The organism is Pedobacter rhodius (genome assembly GCF_027213645.1).
GTDB classification, from domain to species: Bacteria; Bacteroidota; Bacteroidia; order Sphingobacteriales; family Sphingobacteriaceae; genus Pedobacter; species Pedobacter rhodius.
The window spans coordinates 515784-534857 of the sequence record NZ_JAPWGL010000004.1; the positions used below are offsets into that span (position 1 = coordinate 515784).

Here is a 19074-nt window from a genome sequence, read left to right on the forward strand (position 1 = left end):
GTTTTTATCTGATTTTAATTTTAAAAATATCTTTTAAAGCAGCTTTGGCTGCATGATAGCCGCACATTCCGTGAACGCCACCACCCGGGGGCGTTGAAGATGAGCAGAGGTATATACCTTTTTTTGAGGTTTTATAAGGTGATAAACGCAATACCGGACGGGTAAACAGCTGGCCGATATCCAGTACGCCGCCATTGATGTCGCCACCAACATAATTAGGATTATAAGTTTCCAGTTGATTCGTATTGAAAGTATGCCTGCCGATGATCCGGTCCCTGAATCCCGGTGCAAATCGTTCTACCTGTTTTTCTATCGCTTGGGTCATATCCTGGGTGGAGCCATTTGGAACATGACAATAGGCCCAGCCTGTTTGCTTGCCATCGGGAGCGCGCGAGGGATCGAAAAGACTCTGCTGAGCCAGCAGTACAAAAGGTTTTTCAGACTGTCTTCCGCGACTGGTTTGCAATTCGCCTTCTGCAATTTCCTCGAACGTATTGCCGAGGTGTAACGTTCCGGCCTGCCTGCAGGCTTCAGCTCTGAACGGAATCGGGCCATCCAGTGCCCAATCAATTTTGAATACGCCCATTCCATATCTGTAACGCTCGAGCTGCCATTTATAAATCGAAGAGAACTGATGTCCGGCAATTTTTAGCAACTGCCTTGGAGTAACGTCGAATAACAGCGCATGAGCAGCGGGTAACTGGGCAAGCGAAGAAACATACGTTCCTGTTTCGATTTTACCGCCGATAGCCTGAAAGTAACCTGCCAGGGCATTGGCTATAGCAACCGACCCACCCCGGGGGATGGGCCAGCCCTGTAAGTGACCGGTCGTCATTAACACAAGGGCAATGGCTGTGGTACTCAGATTATTCAAGGGCTGAATCGAATGTGCTGCCATCCCGGCAAAAAGCCCGCGGGCATGCTTACCTTTAAACCGGTTAACAAAATGGCTGGCGCTGGTTAATCCCTTTAGTCCAAAGCCTGCCATCTCAAGCGGATGTCCGGGAAAATGCAGGGGCCCGAGGGCATCTTTATCAATCAGCGGCCAGGTACGGCGCAGTGATTGCATCAGCTTACCGTAAATGCCGGCATCTTCCCCGAGGTACTTAGCCGTATTTTCTATGGATTTATCGAGTATTGCTGCGCTTCCGTCATCAAATGGATGTGCCGCAGAAAGCGGGGGATTAATGTATTGCAAACCATAATCAGTTAGCGGTAGCGTTTTAAAGAAAGGGGATGCCAAGGCCATAGGATGAATAGCCGAACACACATCATGGGTAAAACCGGGTAGGGTAAGCGCCCTCGAGGCCAGACCCCCTCCGATATCATCTTTACCCTCGATGATGAGCACAGACAAGCCTTGTTGCTGCATTAAAATCGCAGCCGCTAAACCGTTCGGCCCAGAGCCAACAACCACCGCATCGTAATCACGCTTTTCGAGTTTCATTTAATTATTTTAAAGGTTCGGGCTTAAATAATACCGAACCGTCTTGTTTAATTTGCCATGTCGTAACCGGATTCATGTGATAGCCACCAATATTTGGCCCACGAGCCTCAATTAGCTGTTTTAAGGTTGGTTGCAGGTAACCTGTTTCATCGGTAACCCGGCTCAGTATTTCTGTGGCCTCCCCATTCCAGTCCCAGTCGAATCTGAAATAGGTATGGGCTTTGCTCAAAACCGGTTCCTGGAGCACAGCTTTCTGCCAGCTTTGCCCCTTGTCGGTACTAACCTCAACCTGATTCACTTTACCCCTGCCGCTCCAGGCAAGCCCACGTATCTGGACATAACCTTTAGCAATTTTTGCCGGATACGATGGATACGTGATGATGGAACGGGCATCTAGCTCAAAGCTAAACATTCTTATTTTATCCTTAACCGGATAAGTGTATTTTGAAGTTTCCTCTCTGGTCATATATGGCTCCTCAGAAAGTTCGATTCTGCGAAGCCATTTAATGTTCATATTCCCTTCAAAGCCAGGCAGTAACAAACGCATCGGGTAACCTTGCTCGGGGCGGATGGCTTCGCCGTTCTGCGCATACACAATCATCGCATCATCCCATGCCTTTGCAAGCGGAATGGTTCGGGTCATCACCGCTGCATCAGAACCTTCTGCCAGAAACCACTTTGCAGTGGGATCGATCCCGACTTCATTGAATATAGTAGATAACATTACGCCGGTCCATTCACTCTGGCTGGTAAGGCCGAGTATATCCTGAGGGGTCATTTCTTCTTTTCCTGTTCTGAAATTACCCGCACACTCAATAAAGCAGATTCGGGTAACCGAAGGAAACTTTTTTAAATCAGCCAGGGTAAATTTCATAGCTGTACCTACCAGGCCATGTATCAGCAGCTCATGTTTTGCCGGATCTATCGTTGGAACACCGGCATGATGCCGTTCGAAATGTAAATCGGCCGGCGTAATGGTACTGTGCATATCCTGCAGGGGCGTTCGTGAAGAGATATCCGAGGGTTTTCTGACCGGGTTTTCAAAAGGCGAACGCCTGCCAAGAGGACTTGGCCCGGGTCCGGGGGTTTTTGTCGGATCATCTGCAACCGCAGGTAGTTGCGGTTTTGAATTTCCGATAGCCAGTAAGTTGCCCACGGGCAATACCGCAGCAGCGATAACTCCACCAAGTAAGGTTCTCCTGCTTATCTTCCCTGATTTTTGGGACATTTTATCCTCTTCTTGCACTACCTGATCTCCTTTCCGCCTGTTCTATCGTCCATCACAAACATTTTCCTTGCTGGCATAATAATTTTGGGGAGGTTACCCGCATCAATTACTGCGGTCTGCCCGATAATTTTGTTGGCATGCAACAGGTAGGCGCTCAGCGCATAAACTTCATCATTGCTCAGTGAGCCCGGAAGATTATAAGGCATGGCCCGCCTGATGTAATCGAAAAGCGTTGTGGCGTAAGGCCAATAGTTGCCGATAGTTTTTACCCTGCCGGTGCTTAGTGTGTCACTCACCAGCACTCCGCCTAAAAGCTTTACACCAGGGGGTTGCTTACCTTCTGCTCCATGACAGGCAGTGCATTTTTTAACAAAAATCAAACGCCCCGTTTCCACATCACCTTTTCCCGCAGGCAGGCCTTTTCCATCTGGTCTCACGTCGATATCCCATTCGGCTATTTCTGCCTTTCCTACAGTACGGCCAAACCCGAACTTTGGTACTCGCTTTAGGCTATCGCCTGGTACACCGGTTCGAAATTGTGCAACCGAAATTTTGTTAATGGCACAGCACACCGCCAGCAATACAAAACAGAAAATGATCATCGCTTTTTTCATCTGTTAGTATTTTCCTGCGTTTAAACTGCTTTTCGGCAGCACATATTTCCTTTCATAGCGGTTTAAAACCACATAAATAGAATCGCTGTTTTCATTCTTCCCGTATAGGATTACCCTTGAACCATCTGTAGTTTGATATTTAAGCACCATCCTGTTTCTTTTAACATCACGTGGTTTTTCTGCAAATTCCCTGTCGCGCCTGGTAGACCAGGCCCATTTATCGATCATTTTATTTTCGTCGCCGATATGTTTCCAGGCTGTTTTGCTAATCCAGTTTACCCCGGAAGTATCCTTTTTCCGGGAAGTATCTGTTTTTTTTGCGTTTCGAAGCGCCATTACATTTTTATCCTGCAGGTATAAGACCTTATCCAGCGTATCGGCGTAATAATGAAAAGCCCTTTGTCCGCCGGCAACACCACTGATTTCGAAAGTCCGCTGAATATCGTGCATCGGGCTGCCCCCACCGTTGGATGGATCGATGAGTACAGGGCGATTGACTTTAAAGGTTAAGGTGCTCCAGTTTTCGAAAGTGGCTTCCTGCCAACGCGTAGAATCAAGCGGGTTGTAGGGAATATCTACGCCGTTAATTTTAAATTCGCTTACACGGTAGTTGCCCCTAAGATTTTTGACGCCTGCTGTTGCCGGCTGCTTATATGGATCATATTTAAAATTGATGACCTCGGTATAAGTCATTACCCCGAAAAAAACGACAAAGGTTAAGACCTTTAACCCAATCCTCGTGTATCTCAATACTGGTTTCCTGAAATCCGGATAAACTCTGAAGGGAATGGTATACCTTTCTAAAATCAACAGGTTGTAAAGCTTAGGAAAATCATCGGCGGCAAGAAAGAGCCCCAGCACAACAAAATAAAAAGCATATACATGCACACCACCATCGTAAGCATAATTTACAAAAGTGATATCCCCAAGTGCTGCAACAAGCAATATGGCGCCGAAAGTAGTTGTTTTCCGGAAGAAAAGCAGTGTTCCGGCCAGGATTTCAACCACGCCTCCAAAAACCTGGTACCAGGGAACAATACCGACGGAGAGCCAGTAAACCTTTTGAGCAGTAAAATCTCCGAAATTGGTATTCAAAAGCCCCAGTGAAGGATAAGGCATCTGCGTAGGGAATAGCTTGGTGAAGCCAAAGCCTATAATTCCGATTCCTGCACGGTAGCGGACCACGACCCTAATCCAGTAATATAATATAGGATAGGACTTTGTTTTCCGATCAAACGCAGACCACACAACCGCGCCAATCAATCCGATAATTAAGGCTATACCCCAATCAATATAATCAATCAGAAAGCCTCTTTTTGGAGGCATTACCCTGGCACTTCGATCAGAAAATTCTCCTGTTTTTAATTGTTTAGCGTTGCTCTTGCGGGCGGTTTTCTTATTCTTACCCTGATGGTCATCTGCGGCAGGCGCATCGGTGATATCACGGTTACCTTTCGCGCTGAATAAGGAAACAAAACTTGGCTGAAACCGTGCGATATCGTAAAGGTCGCGGTAATGCGGCCGTGTCCAGTCTAACGTAAAAATGTTTTTATACCAGTTAAACGAAAACGGAATGCACATGGCCAGCATAAAAATGAAAAGCACCCTGAAGCCGAAGCGTTTTGGCCAGGACCATGGCCTTGAAGAAAGGTGTTCCGCTTGCGCTGCTTTATCTATATTATCTTGTTGTATATCCTCAGACATATTGATTAGATTTTTGCTTTGTGATTAAAGTTTCAAGGTTTTTCTGCGTCCAAGCTTAAGCGGATATTTTTTATTTATCCTGACTAATGTTACAGCTATTGAATCTCCGACCTCATTTTTCCCTGCTAAAATGATCGTTGCGGTATCTGGCCTGCTGAAGTTAAAGCGTAGCTTTTCGTGCAGATAATGGCTGTTTTTATTTTGAAGCAAGAGCTGCTGTTTGGCAGTATCCACTTCATAAGAATAATAATGTCTTCCGCCCGAGCCTGCCAGTTCGTAATTTCGATCTTTATCTTGGGCAAATATTTGCTCATAGTTGGCGGAATCGGTGATTACAGGCCGCGGAGAACGGATACTAATCGTTGCCCACTTTTCAAAAACAACATCCTGCCAACGTGCAGCGTTCGCCGGATCATATGGGACTATTTTTCCGTTCAGCTTAAACTCGCTCACGTTATAAATACCCGCTGTTTTTGCAAGCCCCGATTTTTGAGGGAACTGATAAGGATCGCGGCGCCAACCAAAATAAGTTTTCAGGCCGTAGAAAAAGACAAAGAAAATTAATATAAATGCCTTGGCCAATAAACGTAATGAATTAAGCGCAGGCTTGAATGCTGGCTTATATCTATTGGGCTGAGTTGGAAGCTCCAGAGAAATCAGGCGATAAATCCTTTGGGCATCGAACCATAATACAAAAACCGCAAAGCTGATTAGATAAGAAGCATAAACGTATTCGCCGCCGCCATAGCCCAGGTTAGAGATAAACACGTTGCCTGTAAATATTAATACAATGATGGCACCAATGGAAGCCGTTTTACGGAAAAGCAAAAGCAAACCCGCTACCAGCTCCACGCCCCCTAAAAAAGATTCGTAGCCAGGAACAATCCCCAGGGTCATGGAGAAAATTTTCCATTCGGAGAAATCTCCGTAAGCGGTATTGAGATTACTGATTGACGGGAAAGGTGCCTGCATCGGAAAGAATTTAAGGAATCCATAACCGATAATTCCGATGGCAAGGCGGTAGCGAACAATTGCCCTTAACCAATAATAAAGTTCATCATAATTGTATTTTCCGGGTTTTTGCCTCGACCATAAAAAAGCGCCGCCTGCTGAAAGTACCGCAAGGATGAGCCAGTTTAAAAAAGTATCTGCGCCGGGAATAAATTTCGCTGATAAACGGCTGACATTAAAGATATCGCCATAGCGGATATGGAACCAGTTGAAGCCAAAAATAGTATGAAAAAAGTCTACACTTAGTGGAAGCGTCTGAAGAATGAAATAGATAAAAAAGAACCTGAAAAGCCCCATTTCAGCATTTGTCCATTTACTTTCGTTGCTTGTAATATTGTTACTCATTGCAATTTTATCAAAAAGATATTAATGTCCGTTTATTGCATTTTACTGCCTGGTTGCCGGTTGAGTGGGAACCCGTTTCTCTTTTATCACTTGTCTTTTCGATAGATCATATTTTTGTCCGGCGCGCAGAAAAAAGAATGGTCCGCCGGAGGCGGTAAAATCTTCGCTGCCATTCACCACATGTTTATTTTCGCTGCTGATGATGGTCTGATAATCATAAATGGCTGCTACCGAACGCCCGAAAACCTGGAGGCTGTCGCCTTGTACGAGCACCGCAGTGGCCTCATCAAGCCCTATTCCGATAAGTTCGGGTGATATGCGAATGAAATTAACCAGATCAAACTGGCGGTTACGAACGAGCAAATGCTGATCGATTGCGGAGTTCTTGATTAAACCAAGTCCCTGGGTATGGTCGCCCACCAGGATCTGGGCACCTTTGGTGTCGCCCCGCCAGAGAAAGGAACCAAGAATGGATGCCCCAGCCGAACTTCCGGCAATTACACCGCCCCTGTTCAAAACATCAATAAATGCCTGATGGCTTAAGGTGTTGAGGTAGGCATCGGCGATGCGCCATTGCCTGCCGCCCTGAAAATAAACTGCTGTAGCATTCTTCAGGGGCGCTATAAACTTTTCGCTGTTTGCCTCTTTCAGATCACTGGTATGAAAAAGTGTAACGTTCCTGATCCCGGTCTGGCGCTTCACTTCTTCTACCCCTTTTTGATCATAAGCTGCAGAATCCCCGCCGGCAGTGGTCACCACCACCACAACTGCTTTTTCCTTTCCTCCGGCGAGCTCGGTGAATTTATCCCAAATATCCCGCTGACTGCCCACGTTACCTCCAATAATTAAAAGGCTTCCCTTTTCGGGACCATGCCTGGTAACCGATTGCTTAATAGTTATTGGTGACCGCTGGGCAAAAACAGCCGTTTTAGCAGCGAGAATTACAAATAGTAGTATTGCTAATTTTTTCATGATTAATATCCGGGATTACGGTTCGACCCGGCAAGCTGCGGATCAACCAGGGTTTCATTATAAGGTATAGGGAACAGGTACAGGTGTTTATCAGGCAAGCCCAAAAGCGTTTGCGCCCTATCGGTACGCACCAGATTAAACCAGCGGTCGGCCTCAAACGGAAACTCGACCTGACGTTCTTTTTCTATAGCCAGCAGGATATCGGCCTGTGTAGTTGCCATACTTGCGGCAACAGCAGCCCTTGCCCTTACTGTGTTTAAATCGCTAATCGCGCTATTTGTTCCTGTTAAGTTACCCTGATTTGCCCTGGCCTCCGCTCGGATGAGATAGAGTTCTGAAATGCGAATTACATAAGCAGGGTCGGTACCCAGAGGGGTACGATAATAAAGTCTGCCATACCATAAATTCCCTGGAGCTGCCGTTTGGGCAATAAGTGCACTGCGATTGCCCCCAATAGCGGGATTATTCAATAAGGTAACCAATGCATCGTTTGGAGACCATTCTCTTCTGCCACCCAGTGCTGGTGGCAGCCACCAGTTGCTGTGTCCGTTTGTATTGGAAGTGGTATAGGCAAGCTCAAAAACCGATTCACTGGTATTTACGGCATTATTGGCAAAAAAAGCACTATAAGGCGCTACAAGTGAATAATTTGAATTGTCGCCAATTACATTGCTGGCAAACTGCTCTGCCAGTGCCCAGTTTTTCTGGTATAGGTAAAACCTGGCTTTAAGTGCCTGAACAGTCCGCAGGCTCACCCGGTTTCTGTTCAGTGCGGTGGGAACAAGGCTTTCAGCGGCGTTAAGGTCCTTCAATACCTGGGCATAGGTATCGGCAAGGCTGCTGCGGGGAATATCGGAATTATCGCTTGTCGCATTAGTGGGCTTAAGAACAAGCTGAACGCCACCCCAACCTCTGGCCAAATCAAAATAGGCCAGGGCACGCACGAAATAAGCCTCTCCCAGATACTGGTTTTTTAAAGCGGTGGTCAATAAGGGATCACTCACCCCCGGTACCTTATCGATGATGTGATTTGCCTGTGAGATGGTTTTGTAAATGGCCGTCCAGGCTGATTGCACATAACCGTTAGTAGCCGAGGTCAGGTGCTTGGTAATCTCATTCGGGTCAGACTGAGAGCCAGACCACTGTATATCTCCTGCCGAAAGATAAGACAGTGCAGGAAAGTTAGAACCGTAATAATTGCCGCTTGCCAGAAGGTTAAAAAGTCCGTTTGCTGCTGTTGCTGCAGTTCCGGCGTTAATAATGGCCTGGTCCTGGTCAACCTGTAACTGTGGTTGTGTTTCGAGGAATTTCTTGCAGGAAGAAAGCAGGAGCACTGAAGCGAATATATATATGATTTTTTTCATTTTTTAATGCTTAGGGGTTAAAAAGTGATGTTTGCGCCTAATTGAAAGGTTCTTGGCATTGGAGGTGTGCCTAAATCGTAGCCCAAAACTGTGGCCGATGAGGAAACATTGATTTCCGGATCCGGACCTTTGTATTTCGTCCATAAAGCCAGGTTAGAACCGCTGGCATAAACTCTTACTGCCGACATTCGGGCTTTTTTGATAAAAGCTTTGGGAAGGTTGTAACCCAGCGTGATGTTGCTTAAGCGGATGAAAGAACCATCTTCGATATTTCTGCTGGTTGGACTCAACGTATAGTTCTGACCATAGGCCGTGAGACGAGGAAGATCGGTAATATCGCCGGGTTTTTGCCACCTGCTCAGCTGATAGATATCCATAGCCCTGTTGGCATCGCGGGTACCACCCCCCTCAAGGAAATAATTATTATTGTTATAAACCTTGTTTCCGTACACAAAATTGAAAAATACAGATAAATCAAAACCCTGATAACTAAAGTTATTGGTGATGCCCCCGTTAAATTTTGGCAATGCGTTACCTACCGGAACCAGATCATTGGAGTTGATGACGCCATTTTTATCGGCATCTTCATAAACCGAATTACCGGTTTGCGGATCAACATAAAGCTGGTTATAAACAAAAAAGGTGTACATGGACAGGCCTTGTACCATCCTTTGGGCAGCATAGGCGGCTACAACGGGCGTAGGCAGCTTTTCGATTTTGTTAATATTTCTGGAAATATTAAAGTTGGTATTCCACTTAAGTTTACTGTCCAGATTGGTGCTGCTAATGTTCAGTTCAAGCCCTTTGTTGCTCATTTCCCCGGCATTTGTTAAAATAGAGGAAAAGCCCTTGCTTGATGGCAGGGGAAGGTTGAGCAAAAGATTACTGGTGTATTTTTCATATACATCTCCGCTAATGGTCAGGCGATCTTTAAATAAGCTTAAATCAAGTCCGATATTGGTTTGACGGGTGCTCTCCCATTTCAGGTCGGGATTGGCGAGTTGCGAGGGCGTAGTTCCCGGATTATTGAGGTAATTTGCCCCCGCACCCCAAAGACCACGCGATGCAAAATCGTTGATTCCATTCTGGTTTCCGGTTATGCCGATACTTCCACGAAGTTTTAAGTCGGTAATGAAGGCTACATCTTTCAGGAAGTTCTCCCCTTTAACTCTCCAGGCTAAGCCGCCCGACGGAAAATAGCCCCACTGATGGTTGGCACCGAAACGTGAAGAACCATCGCCGCGTATACTGAATACCGCATAATATTTACCATCGTAGTTATAGTTTAGTCGGGCAAAGAATGAGGACAGCTTATATTTTGACTCGGAAGCGGAAGAAGTAGTGGTTGCGGCAGATGCAATCTGCTGAAAAGAATCGTTAGGGTAATTCGTTCCGGTTGCCAGTACCTGGTTGGTTACCGAACCTTGCAGCGAGTTACCAATTAAGGCGCCAAACGCGTGTTTTCCAAATGTGTGGTTATAATTTAAGGTCTGCTCGTTTGTCCAGATGGTATTATTGCTCACGCTGTTTGAACCCAGATTTTTATTGGCAATACCCAGGTTGGTGAGGCTGTTCCAGTACTGATATTCATTGTATTGGTTATAATCCACACTCCAGCTGGTTTTGAAAGTCAGATCTTTAAAAATCCTTACCTCTCCGTAAACATTGCTGATCAAGCGGTTACTGGTGCTGTTCATATTGGTGTTGGCAAGCAGAACATCAAGGTTATCAAAGCCTGCCCATTTCCCTGGTGTTCCATCGGCATTAACCTCCGGCAGGTAAGTTGGTGTGTGCAGTGCCGATTGAAGGATACCACCCTGAGGCCCGTCGCCTACCCTGGCGTTGGTGCGATAGGTTTGGGTGATGATATTACTTGTTCCAACAGTAATCCGATCTCCAATTTTCTGATCCAGGTTAATTTTAAAACTGCCGCGGCGAAAGTCGTTTGTTTTGAGCGTTGCCTCCTGTTTGTTGAGTCCGCCGCCGATATAATAGGTCGTTTTATCATTCCCTCCAGATACAGAAGCATCATAATTTTGTAGTAAGCCAGTACGGAATGCTTTGCTTAAGCGGTCGTAGGTGTTTTGATCCTGAGGCAATCCTCTGGGTGCAGGAGAAGCGGTTGTGTTATCCGTTAACGCCCGGAAAGGCTGAAAACGATAGGTAGTAACCGGTGTTGTACCATTTGCTGCAGCAGTTGCAATGGCATCAGCATTCGAATTCCGATAGAATTCATTGATAAGTTCGGCATGCTGGGGTCCGGTTACCAGTTCCCAAAGCTTCGGATTTTTTGCAAAACCTACGTAGGTGCTTAAGCTTACCTTAGGTCCGGTATTGTATTTGCCACGTTTCGTAGTGATCAAAATTACGCCGTTAGCGGCCCTGGCACCATAAATTGCAGTAGCATCGGCATCTTTAAGCACCGTTACGCTCTCAATATCCTCCGGATTAATATCAGATAAGGGGTTATTGGCCTGGCCCTGGGTTGTAATGCGTTGCAGGGAACTGTTGTTTACATAAACGCCGTCAATCACATACAGCGGATCGTTACTGGCATTTATAGACGTTGTTCCCCGGATCCGGATAAACATCCCGTCGCCCGGAATACCCGTAGAAGTACTCACCTGTAATCCGGGCGCTTTACCCTGAAGTTGTTCAGCAAAAGTAGCTGTTGGTTTATTTCTGACCTCGTCAACCGCAATGGTAGAAACAGAACCTGTTAATGATTTTCTGGTCTGCGTGCCGTATCCAACCACAACAACATCGTTTAACTGACTACTGGTTTCCCTCAAAGTGATGGTAACCGGACTTTGGTTAACGACAATTTCTTTGGTTTGATAACCAATATAGCTTAAAATTAAGGTATAGGGAAGCTTTTGGCCGGTAACAAAAACAAACTTACCTTCGCCATCAGTGGAAACAGAATGTGTAACCCCTTTAATGCGCACAACCACTCCTGGTATAGGCTGTTTGGTTAATGAATCCTTAACGATTCCCTGAAGATTTGAATTGATAATTGGAGGTGGTTCTACCTGGGCAAAAATATTAGTGGAGGTTGCAAGCAGCAGAAACAAAAAAAGAAAGCCTGCCTGTATTAAATACTTTTTCTTATGGAGAAATATGTCCATATTTAACTGGTTTTATGTTAATGAAGAAATTTGTTGACTAAGACCTGAGGATATCAGTACGTGATTGGCGTTACTGAACTGATATTCGATGATGACCGGCAAGGCTTCCTTGCCGGTTATTTTTTTAAAGCTGGTTTAACACATATTTTTAGAAAGTATTTTGGAAAAGGCCTGTAATATCTATATTCAAAATTTCATGCTATAGGCAACAGGGAATATGTTTGTGGAAGTGAAAGATCAGGCTCATCATACCTGGATAAATTGTCCTAAATGGTTTTATCAATGATTGAACTGCTCGTTTCATAATAAGGCAAACATATAGATTTAAAATTAATCTACCAAATCCATAGACTATGTATTTTTTAATTTAAAATTGATGCCTTCGCTGGCCTGCTTAGTGAAAAAACTAATATAGTTGACGCTCGTCTCGCCAAACCCGTAATCAAATGATAGACAGTACTTTATATATAATTAGTTTGCGGCGAGACGGGGTCGATCTCGTCCGCTTTATTCATTTAGTTGCCCTTTACCATTTCACCATCACTGGCTTTCTTATGAGAAACACAAAAAATTGTTGTAACGGTCAGCAGAAATAAAACCAGGCTTTTCATGGTACTTATCTTTTTCTTGTTAAACATTCCAGTTTAAATGCAACTAAAATCAATTGCGAAATATTAATGTAACATCAAAACAAAAGAGCCTCCAAATACATGGAAGCTCTCGTTTGCTGTTTGCAATAGGGAAATTTGTTTATTAAACTAAACTTGGCTTGACGCTATTCCCAACCTTTATTTTGTTTCAGGTTTGGGTTACGCTGAAGATCTGTAAGTGGAATCGGGTAGTAATAATTGCGTTCGTTCCACTTTCTTGGAATTTCTTTCATCCAGGTTAATTCGCCAGAATTGCCATTTCTTAGTAATTGCGAATTTACAGCCGTTCCCACGTTCGAGGAGACGTCGACATAAGTTACGCCGGCAACTGCAGGTGTAGGACGAGTGCCCTGATAGAAAGCCACGTCTAAAATCCCGTCTTCGTTTAAATCCAATGGTGTTACAAGTGCGGGAACATAAAAACCATTCCATTCCTGCTCCATTAGCGGACCGCGTTTCCACCTTAATAAATCAGAAAAACGAAGGCCTTCCAAACTCAGCTCAATACCCCGCTCTCTTCTAATCTCCAGCAAGGAAGCATCAGAAATTGCCGGGAAATAGTTTGCAACCAGGTAAGGATCTGCAACGGTCGGCTTTGTAGCCAAGCCACCGGTGATGCCGGCCCTTGATCGAAGGGCTCCAATCGTTAAGGCCCAGTCTGCATCTGTCAATGTACCTAATTCCGCCTTTGCCTCGGCATAATTCAATAAGACTTCTGCATAACGGAATAAGGCTATTGCATTTGTATTCAGTGCGCCTGCATCGTAGTAAGTATCATCAAGTGTCCACTTAATTGGCTGGTACCCGGTAAAGGTGTAAGAAAATACCGGCGGCGCCGGCACCTGCTGACCACTGCTTATACGCTTATAATCGCCCAAACGTATGGTTTGTTTAAGGCGCAAATCCCGGTTCTTCACTTCATCTTTAAATAACATCGTTTTATAGGCAGGGTCGTTAGTAAAAGGCGTGCCGTCCAGTTTTAAGTAAGTATTTATAAAAGTTCTGGTAAAGCTGGCTTTAGCGCCGTAGGTTCCGCTTGTCCACCACCAGTTCGCCTCATTTAATACCCCAAGATTCAAATCTGCAACGGCAGACTGAAGCACTTCGTTGGTGAGTGGGGTGTTACTGGTGAAAACCTGGCGGTAAGATACACCGGCTCCACCCGCAGTATTTAGCGAATAACGGCCTTTTTTTATAATTTCATCAGCAGCAGAAGCCGCATCGTCCAGCCATTTATTGGCCGTACCGGCAAGATTCAAATCGCTGTGGTATTTTCTGAACGTCCCCTCAAAGAGGCATAACCTGGATTTATAGGCATAAGCAACCCATTTTGTTATTGTTGTCCGGCTGGCATCGTTGGTACTGCTAATATTTGCACAGGCAAAATTAATATCGGCAAGAACCGAGTCCATTACGAGCGCTCTGCTATCCCGCCCTGCATTCAAAGCCGGGTCATCGATATCTAGCGGCTTTCCAATCCAGGGTACGTCACCAAAACGTTTCACTTTTTCCATATAGAAATATGCACGGAAGTATCTGGCGATGCCAAGATAGTTGTTGCGAACAGCCGCAGGAACCCTGGGATCTTTGCAGTTCTGAATAAAGTAATTAATGCTTCTCAAATCCCTCCAGGTCCAGCCTGAACTGTTGTTAGCGCCAAAGCTACCTTCCCGTATAAAATCGGGAACGGATTTAACAGCCAAATAATCAGACATCGCATCCTGGCTGGTCGAATTTTTTGGAAGAAATTCCATACCATAAAATGAATTGGTATAAAGTTTAAGACCATTTTCCGTACCGAAAACCGCATCTTTCGAAGCTGTGGATTCTGGTTTCTGATCCAGTTTTTTACAGGCGGCAAAGCTCAAACAAGCCAGGCTAAGCGCTATATATAATTTTTTCATTTTGATTCTTTTATCACTATTTTAAAATCCAATATTTACGCCCAATGAATAGCTTTTCATTAATGGGTAATTATATCCGTCTCCGTTTGTACTACCAGCATTCAAATCCTGATCAGATGGCACCGCGTTTTCCACATCAATCGTATGTTTCACAATCTTATACATTGGCGAATAGGTAAATAAGTTTTCGCCTGAAAAAAACACTTTTGCACTTCGCATACCAATACGGTTTATCCATTTAGAAGGAAGATTATAACCCACCTGAAGGTTTTTCAACCTAACATAGGCAACATTCTGCAAATAACGGGTTTGGGCCACGCCAAGGGTACGATTGGTATTGCTCGAGGCCGCTCTTGACATTGTTCTGGGAAAATAGGCATCTGTATTTTGAGGTGTCCACATGTTACCCAGATGGAAAGTTGGAATGTTATTATAAGGCCTGTTGTACTGCCCCCAGAACATTTCCGTTTCGGTGCTCGGATACCATTGTTGTTTACCAACGCCCTGGAAGAAAACCGAAAAAGAAAAGTTATGCCAGTCTGCACCTAAGTTTACGCCATAAAGATATCTCGGCGCGGAATTGCCTATAATTTTTCTGTCGCCAGACTTTCCAACTTTATTTTCACCGACGTTAATAAATCCATCACCATTTAAATCTTTTAACTTAATATCTCCCGGAAACCATTTCCCTGTGGGTGAGGCCCTCATCTGAGGATCCTGTCTGGCATGAGCGGCAATGTCAGCCTCGTCAATAAAAAATCCTTCGGTTTCATAGCCCCAAATTTCGCCCAGGGTTTGCCCTTCATAATAATCACTAAGTAATTTATTCGGGTTGTTGTACTTGTCAATTTTAGTCTTATTATCTGAAAGCGTTAACCTGACATTATACCTGAATGGTCTTTCCGACTGCCCGATTTTATCGTTCCAGCTTACTGAAACTTCCCATCCACGTGTCGTTAAATCTGCATAATTTCCCTTAGGCACATCAGCACCGAATACAGCAGGGGGTGTTAATCCGAAAGTAAACATGTCTGTCGTTTTACGAATGTAAGCGTCGCCCGTTAGACTCAATCGCCCCGAAAACATGGTCAAATCCAAACCAAAATTGCTCGTTGTTGAGGTTTCCCAGGTTAAACCATCGGGAAGCACAGCAGGAATTCTGGTGGTCTGCGGCCGCACACCATTTAAGATTACACCGGATTGACTGATGTTAAAGATTTCCTGAAATGCATAAGAGGCGATATTGCCATTTCCCAATGAGCCATAAGATGCCCTCAACTTTAAATCCGAAATTAATTTATTTGATACACTCCAGAAGGATTCTTTGTTGATTCTCCAACCAGCAGAAACAGATGGAAAAAAGCCATAACGTTGATTTGCCGGGAATTTTGAAGACCCATCATAACGGGCGTTAACCTCTAAAAGATAACGGTCTTTAAAAGCATAATTTAGCCTGGAAAATCCACCAAGAATAGCCCATTGTTCATAACCGCCACCAGTACTAATGGATTGTCCTAATGCGAGGTTTAAATCGGTGGCATCTTCAAAAATAATTCCGTTTCGCTGTACCGCAACGCGGTTATAAGTTGATTGTTCGTAATTATAACCGGCCATTGCCTTTAAATAATGATCCGTTCCGAAACGGTTTTCATATTCCGCGTAGATATTTGTTGCCAGATATTGTGTTTCACGCTGGTCAAATAGTAAATCGTTGGTTGTGGTACCAACATAAGCGGTTACGCCACGTGTGTTGCTGTAGGGCACTTGCACCCTTTTCTGCTCAATGTTATTATTGGTATTGCGGAATGTAAAATCTGCATTTACCCGAAACTTGTTGTTAAAGAAGTTTGTTCTTAATCCGGTGATGTTGCGGAAAACCTGCCGACGGGTATCAATGCCATTTTTGCCATAGATAAAATCTCCAACGGTGTAGGCAGCCGCAAAAGTTAAGGATCCGTCGGGATTGAAAATCGGCATTGTTGGCTTTCCTTCATCCGCGATATTCCGCCAGATACCACCACCTTCTCCAACATTAATCGGATTGTGGTAATTCATAACTGAATAGTCTGCATTATTTTCAATGCTTAACCAGGGGAATACCTGCACGGAACCACGGGCGCGGATGTTCTTCATGTCGTAGTCATCACTATTGTATTTGAAGAGGCCATCCTGGTTTAAATACCTGCCGGATACCAGGAAGGAAGCTTTATCCCCACCACCACTTACGGAAAGGTTATTTTCTGTAGCGGCCGTATTTTTCTTGTACAATTCTGAATAGTAATCGGTACTGCCGTAATAGGTGTATTCCCCTGTTGTTGGATTCACTTCTATCTGGTTGTAGGGCTGACCCGATTCCGCTCGTCTTTTGAATTCATCAAGATAAGCTTGTGAGAACTTCTGCGTTTTATTCGCATTCTGAGGAAAGGCACCATCACCATTCACAAAAGCTTCGGAAAACATTTTAGCCCAGGTATAGCCATCTGTCACAAAATCAGGCACCTGCAACGGGCTTTTAATTGCATAATTTGATGAATACGAAATATTGGTTCGTCCCTTTTCCGCTTTTTTAGTCGTTATCAGCACCACACCAAATACACCTCTGGCCCCATAAATAGCTGCAGATGCGGCATCCTTCAAAATCGTAACGCTTTCGACATCATTTGGATTTAAGAGCGATGGATCGCCTTCAAAACCATCAATTAACACCAATGCACTTCCACCCTGACCAATTGATGTTGTACCACGGATGTTGTAGCTGGGCGATTGAGTTGGCTTGCCATCCATCATTTTAAGATTCAGGTTGGGAAGTAAACCCTGAAGCCCCTGGGTCAGATTGGTAATTGGTCTGTTTTCTAAACTTTTTGAAGTAATCTGATCTACTGATCCCGTTGCATTTTCGCGTTTTTGAGTTCCGAAACCAACTACAAGCACTTCATTTAAACTGCCTGTTTCTCCTTTTAACGTAACATTTAAAGGTGTATTTTCTGAGCCCTTAACAACGATTTTGCTCAAAATAACCGTCGTGTAAGAAATAAAGCTTACCTGAACGTTATAGGTACCGGCAGGAACGCTCACTTTGAATGTCCCGTCTGGATTGCTTTGTACAATCTTATTTAATTCTTTAATCACAATACTTGCACCAGGCAGCGATTCACCTTTTTCATCAACGACTTTTCCGCTGATTGTTCCTGATTCCTGATTCTTATTTATAACGGGCGTATTCTGGAAATTTGCCCAAGCCATAGCCGGTTTGCTGAGGCTACAGGTATAAATTATTGCCATAGCGGCATACAGCACAAACTTCCGCGTTAGCAGTAGAGGTCTTTTCATTAGTTAAGTAATTAGTTATCGGTCGTAAACCGTTTTAGTTTATATTCCTGGGCCCTTAGAACGGGACAAAGCTATTGCCCTTATATGAAGCTAATATTAACTTACTTTAACCTCTTATGTAAAAAACGAACTCTTACTTTGAATTAAGATGGCGTCCTTCGAATGGATTCACCAAAAAATTTTTGATACTCCTTATTGTCCGGTTGCGGTTTTTACGAGGCTTCGTTTCGAGTATCAAAAAGCTGATAATAAGCTCCGCTCGTTTCACCATATCGATCTTAATGCCTTAAATGTTTATCAATAAAGAAATTATGGAAAACATGCATCAATTGGAAAGCAAAACCTGCAATGTAAAATTTCTATGTTTGACACGATTTTAATATTGAATTAATGTTCCCAAAGTATTTTTAAGCGTCAAAACTTAAATCAATGAAAAAATTAGTATTCCTAACAGTATGTATGTTCTTTTATTTCTTTTCCATAGCGCAGCGTAAAACTGAACAGGCAGCCGTAGGTTTCCCTAATCCAATCCCTGCTCAGCCGTTTCTTTTTTCCGTTAATACCCTTACTAATGAAGATCAGAGATGGAACATCCATTACTCGGGAAGTTACGCAGAAAGGGTGTCCGGCCCGTTCGGGTATTCTGGGCTTGGCCAGCAATTTGGTTTGAAGGGGTATCTGGGCAATCGGCTTACACTTTACGCAACTGCTGCCTTAGGCTTTGCAAATGGCGGAGGAACCAGCTCTGCACAACAAGCAGAATTAATAAGAGATTTTATTGGTGGAAAATCATCAAGCGGATTCAGGTTAGGCGCAGGCCTCGGCTTAAGCCGCGACTGGTCTAATGTCGGATCGGCAATAAGCCGCATTACCGCTTCTTTTGATCAGCAAAACTGGCGACTCCTTGGAAATTTACGCTTTGAAAAAGCATTCGATAAAAAGCGTGATAAACTGGATTTTATTTCTGCGGTAGGTTTTCAGTATCGCATTGCCCAGGATTGGCATTTGGGTTTTGAAGCCATTGGCCAGGATCTGGAAGGCTTCTGGGAAAAAGATGAAGCTGAGGGCGGCGCTAGGGTTATGATTGGGCCATCAATCAACTTATCACCTAACCGTTCCAAGCTATCATTTTCTTTATCTGGCGGGCCTGTTTTTTATGCAACTCGAAGTACTGCCATCCCTTCAGAGGCCGTCCGTGAAATCGGTTCTGTTGCATCCGGCAATGGATATACCATCAGGGCTTTAGTAAACTTTAATCTCCATTAGTCAAAATCAATTATTTTTATGATGAAAATGCCCGACCATAAGGGCGCAAGATTTTTTGTGTATAAAAAGTACATCTTGCAAAACACCCGGGTGGTTGAAGTATTCCTGTAA

Annotated in this window: 11 protein-coding genes; 1 reads left to right on the plus strand and 10 read right to left on the minus strand. The window is 44.3% G+C overall.

Features of this window, described 5'->3' with window-relative positions:
- Positions 1 to 4 precede the first annotated feature (4 nt).
- From O0931_RS16540 to O0931_RS16585, 10 genes are all read right to left on the minus strand, one after another.
- Positions 5 to 1447: a phytoene desaturase family protein gene (locus tag O0931_RS16540; RefSeq protein WP_269416587.1), complete on the minus strand. Its 1443-nt coding sequence runs from the start codon at positions 1445 to 1447 to the stop codon at positions 5 to 7.
- Between the two features lie 4 nt (positions 1448 to 1451).
- On the minus strand, positions 1452 to 2675 hold the full coding sequence (soxC, locus tag O0931_RS16545; protein ID WP_269416588.1) for a sulfite dehydrogenase: 1224 nt from the start codon (positions 2673 to 2675) through the stop codon (positions 1452 to 1454).
- A 17-nt stretch (positions 2676 to 2692) separates the two neighbouring features.
- Positions 2693 to 3277, minus strand: a complete 585-nt coding sequence (locus tag O0931_RS16550; RefSeq protein WP_269416589.1) for a c-type cytochrome — start codon at positions 3275 to 3277, stop codon at positions 2693 to 2695.
- A 15-nt stretch (positions 3278 to 3292) separates the two neighbouring features.
- Positions 3293 to 4993, minus strand: a complete 1701-nt coding sequence (locus tag O0931_RS16555) for a hypothetical protein (RefSeq protein WP_269416590.1) — start codon at positions 4991 to 4993, stop codon at positions 3293 to 3295.
- 24 nt (positions 4994 to 5017) lie between these two features.
- Complete coding sequence (locus O0931_RS16560; protein ID WP_269416591.1) at positions 5018 to 6349, minus strand: DoxX family protein; 1332 nt, start codon at positions 6347 to 6349, stop codon at positions 5018 to 5020.
- Positions 6350 to 6391: 42 nt separating this feature from the next.
- On the minus strand, positions 6392 to 7321 hold the full coding sequence (locus tag O0931_RS16565) for a cyanophycinase (protein ID WP_269416592.1): 930 nt from the start codon (positions 7319 to 7321) through the stop codon (positions 6392 to 6394).
- A gap of 2 nt (positions 7322 to 7323) precedes the next feature.
- Positions 7324 to 8685, minus strand: coding sequence for a RagB/SusD family nutrient uptake outer membrane protein (locus O0931_RS16570; RefSeq protein WP_269416593.1), 1362 nt, complete (start codon positions 8683 to 8685; stop codon positions 7324 to 7326).
- A gap of 17 nt (positions 8686 to 8702) precedes the next feature.
- Entirely contained in the window at positions 8703 to 11813 is a 3111-nt protein-coding gene (locus O0931_RS16575) for a SusC/RagA family TonB-linked outer membrane protein (RefSeq protein WP_269416594.1), read from the minus strand.
- 775 nt (positions 11814 to 12588) lie between these two features.
- Positions 12589 to 14367: a RagB/SusD family nutrient uptake outer membrane protein gene (locus O0931_RS16580; RefSeq protein WP_269416595.1), complete on the minus strand. Its 1779-nt coding sequence runs from the start codon at positions 14365 to 14367 to the stop codon at positions 12589 to 12591.
- Positions 14368 to 14388: 21 nt separating this feature from the next.
- Positions 14389 to 17697: a SusC/RagA family TonB-linked outer membrane protein gene (locus tag O0931_RS16585; RefSeq protein ID WP_269416596.1), complete on the minus strand. Its 3309-nt coding sequence runs from the start codon at positions 17695 to 17697 to the stop codon at positions 14389 to 14391.
- Between the two features lie 429 nt (positions 17698 to 18126).
- Between O0931_RS16585 and O0931_RS16590 the strand changes: the two genes are divergently transcribed.
- On the plus strand, positions 18127 to 18963 hold the full coding sequence (locus tag O0931_RS16590) for a hypothetical protein (protein ID WP_269416597.1): 837 nt from the start codon (positions 18127 to 18129) through the stop codon (positions 18961 to 18963).
- Positions 18964 to 19074 lie beyond the last annotated feature (111 nt).

Coding starts and splice junctions, on each gene's coding strand:
- O0931_RS16550 (WP_269416589.1), bottom strand. CDS start 3,277: ATGATCATTTTCTGTTTTGTATTGCTGGCGGTGTGCTGTGCCATTAAC.
- O0931_RS16575 (WP_269416594.1), bottom strand. CDS start 11,813: ATGGACATATTTCTCCATAAGAAAAAGTATTTAATACAGGCAGGCTTT.
- O0931_RS16580 (WP_269416595.1), bottom strand. CDS start 14,367: ATGAAAAAATTATATATAGCGCTTAGCCTGGCTTGTTTGAGCTTTGCC.
- O0931_RS16565 (WP_269416592.1), bottom strand. CDS start 7,321: ATGAAAAAATTAGCAATACTACTATTTGTAATTCTCGCTGCTAAAACG.
- O0931_RS16570 (WP_269416593.1), bottom strand. CDS start 8,685: ATGAAAAAAATCATATATATATTCGCTTCAGTGCTCCTGCTTTCTTCC.
- O0931_RS16555 (WP_269416590.1), bottom strand. CDS start 4,993: ATGTCTGAGGATATACAACAAGATAATATAGATAAAGCAGCGCAAGCG.
- soxC (WP_269416588.1), bottom strand. CDS start 2,675: ATGTCCCAAAAATCAGGGAAGATAAGCAGGAGAACCTTACTTGGTGGA.
- O0931_RS16560 (WP_269416591.1), bottom strand. CDS start 6,349: ATGAGTAACAATATTACAAGCAACGAAAGTAAATGGACAAATGCTGAA.
- O0931_RS16540 (WP_269416587.1), bottom strand. CDS start 1,447: ATGAAACTCGAAAAGCGTGATTACGATGCGGTGGTTGTTGGCTCTGGG.
- O0931_RS16590 (WP_269416597.1), top strand. CDS start 18,127: ATGAAAAAATTAGTATTCCTAACAGTATGTATGTTCTTTTATTTCTTT.
- O0931_RS16585 (WP_269416596.1), bottom strand. CDS start 17,697: ATGAAAAGACCTCTACTGCTAACGCGGAAGTTTGTGCTGTATGCCGCT.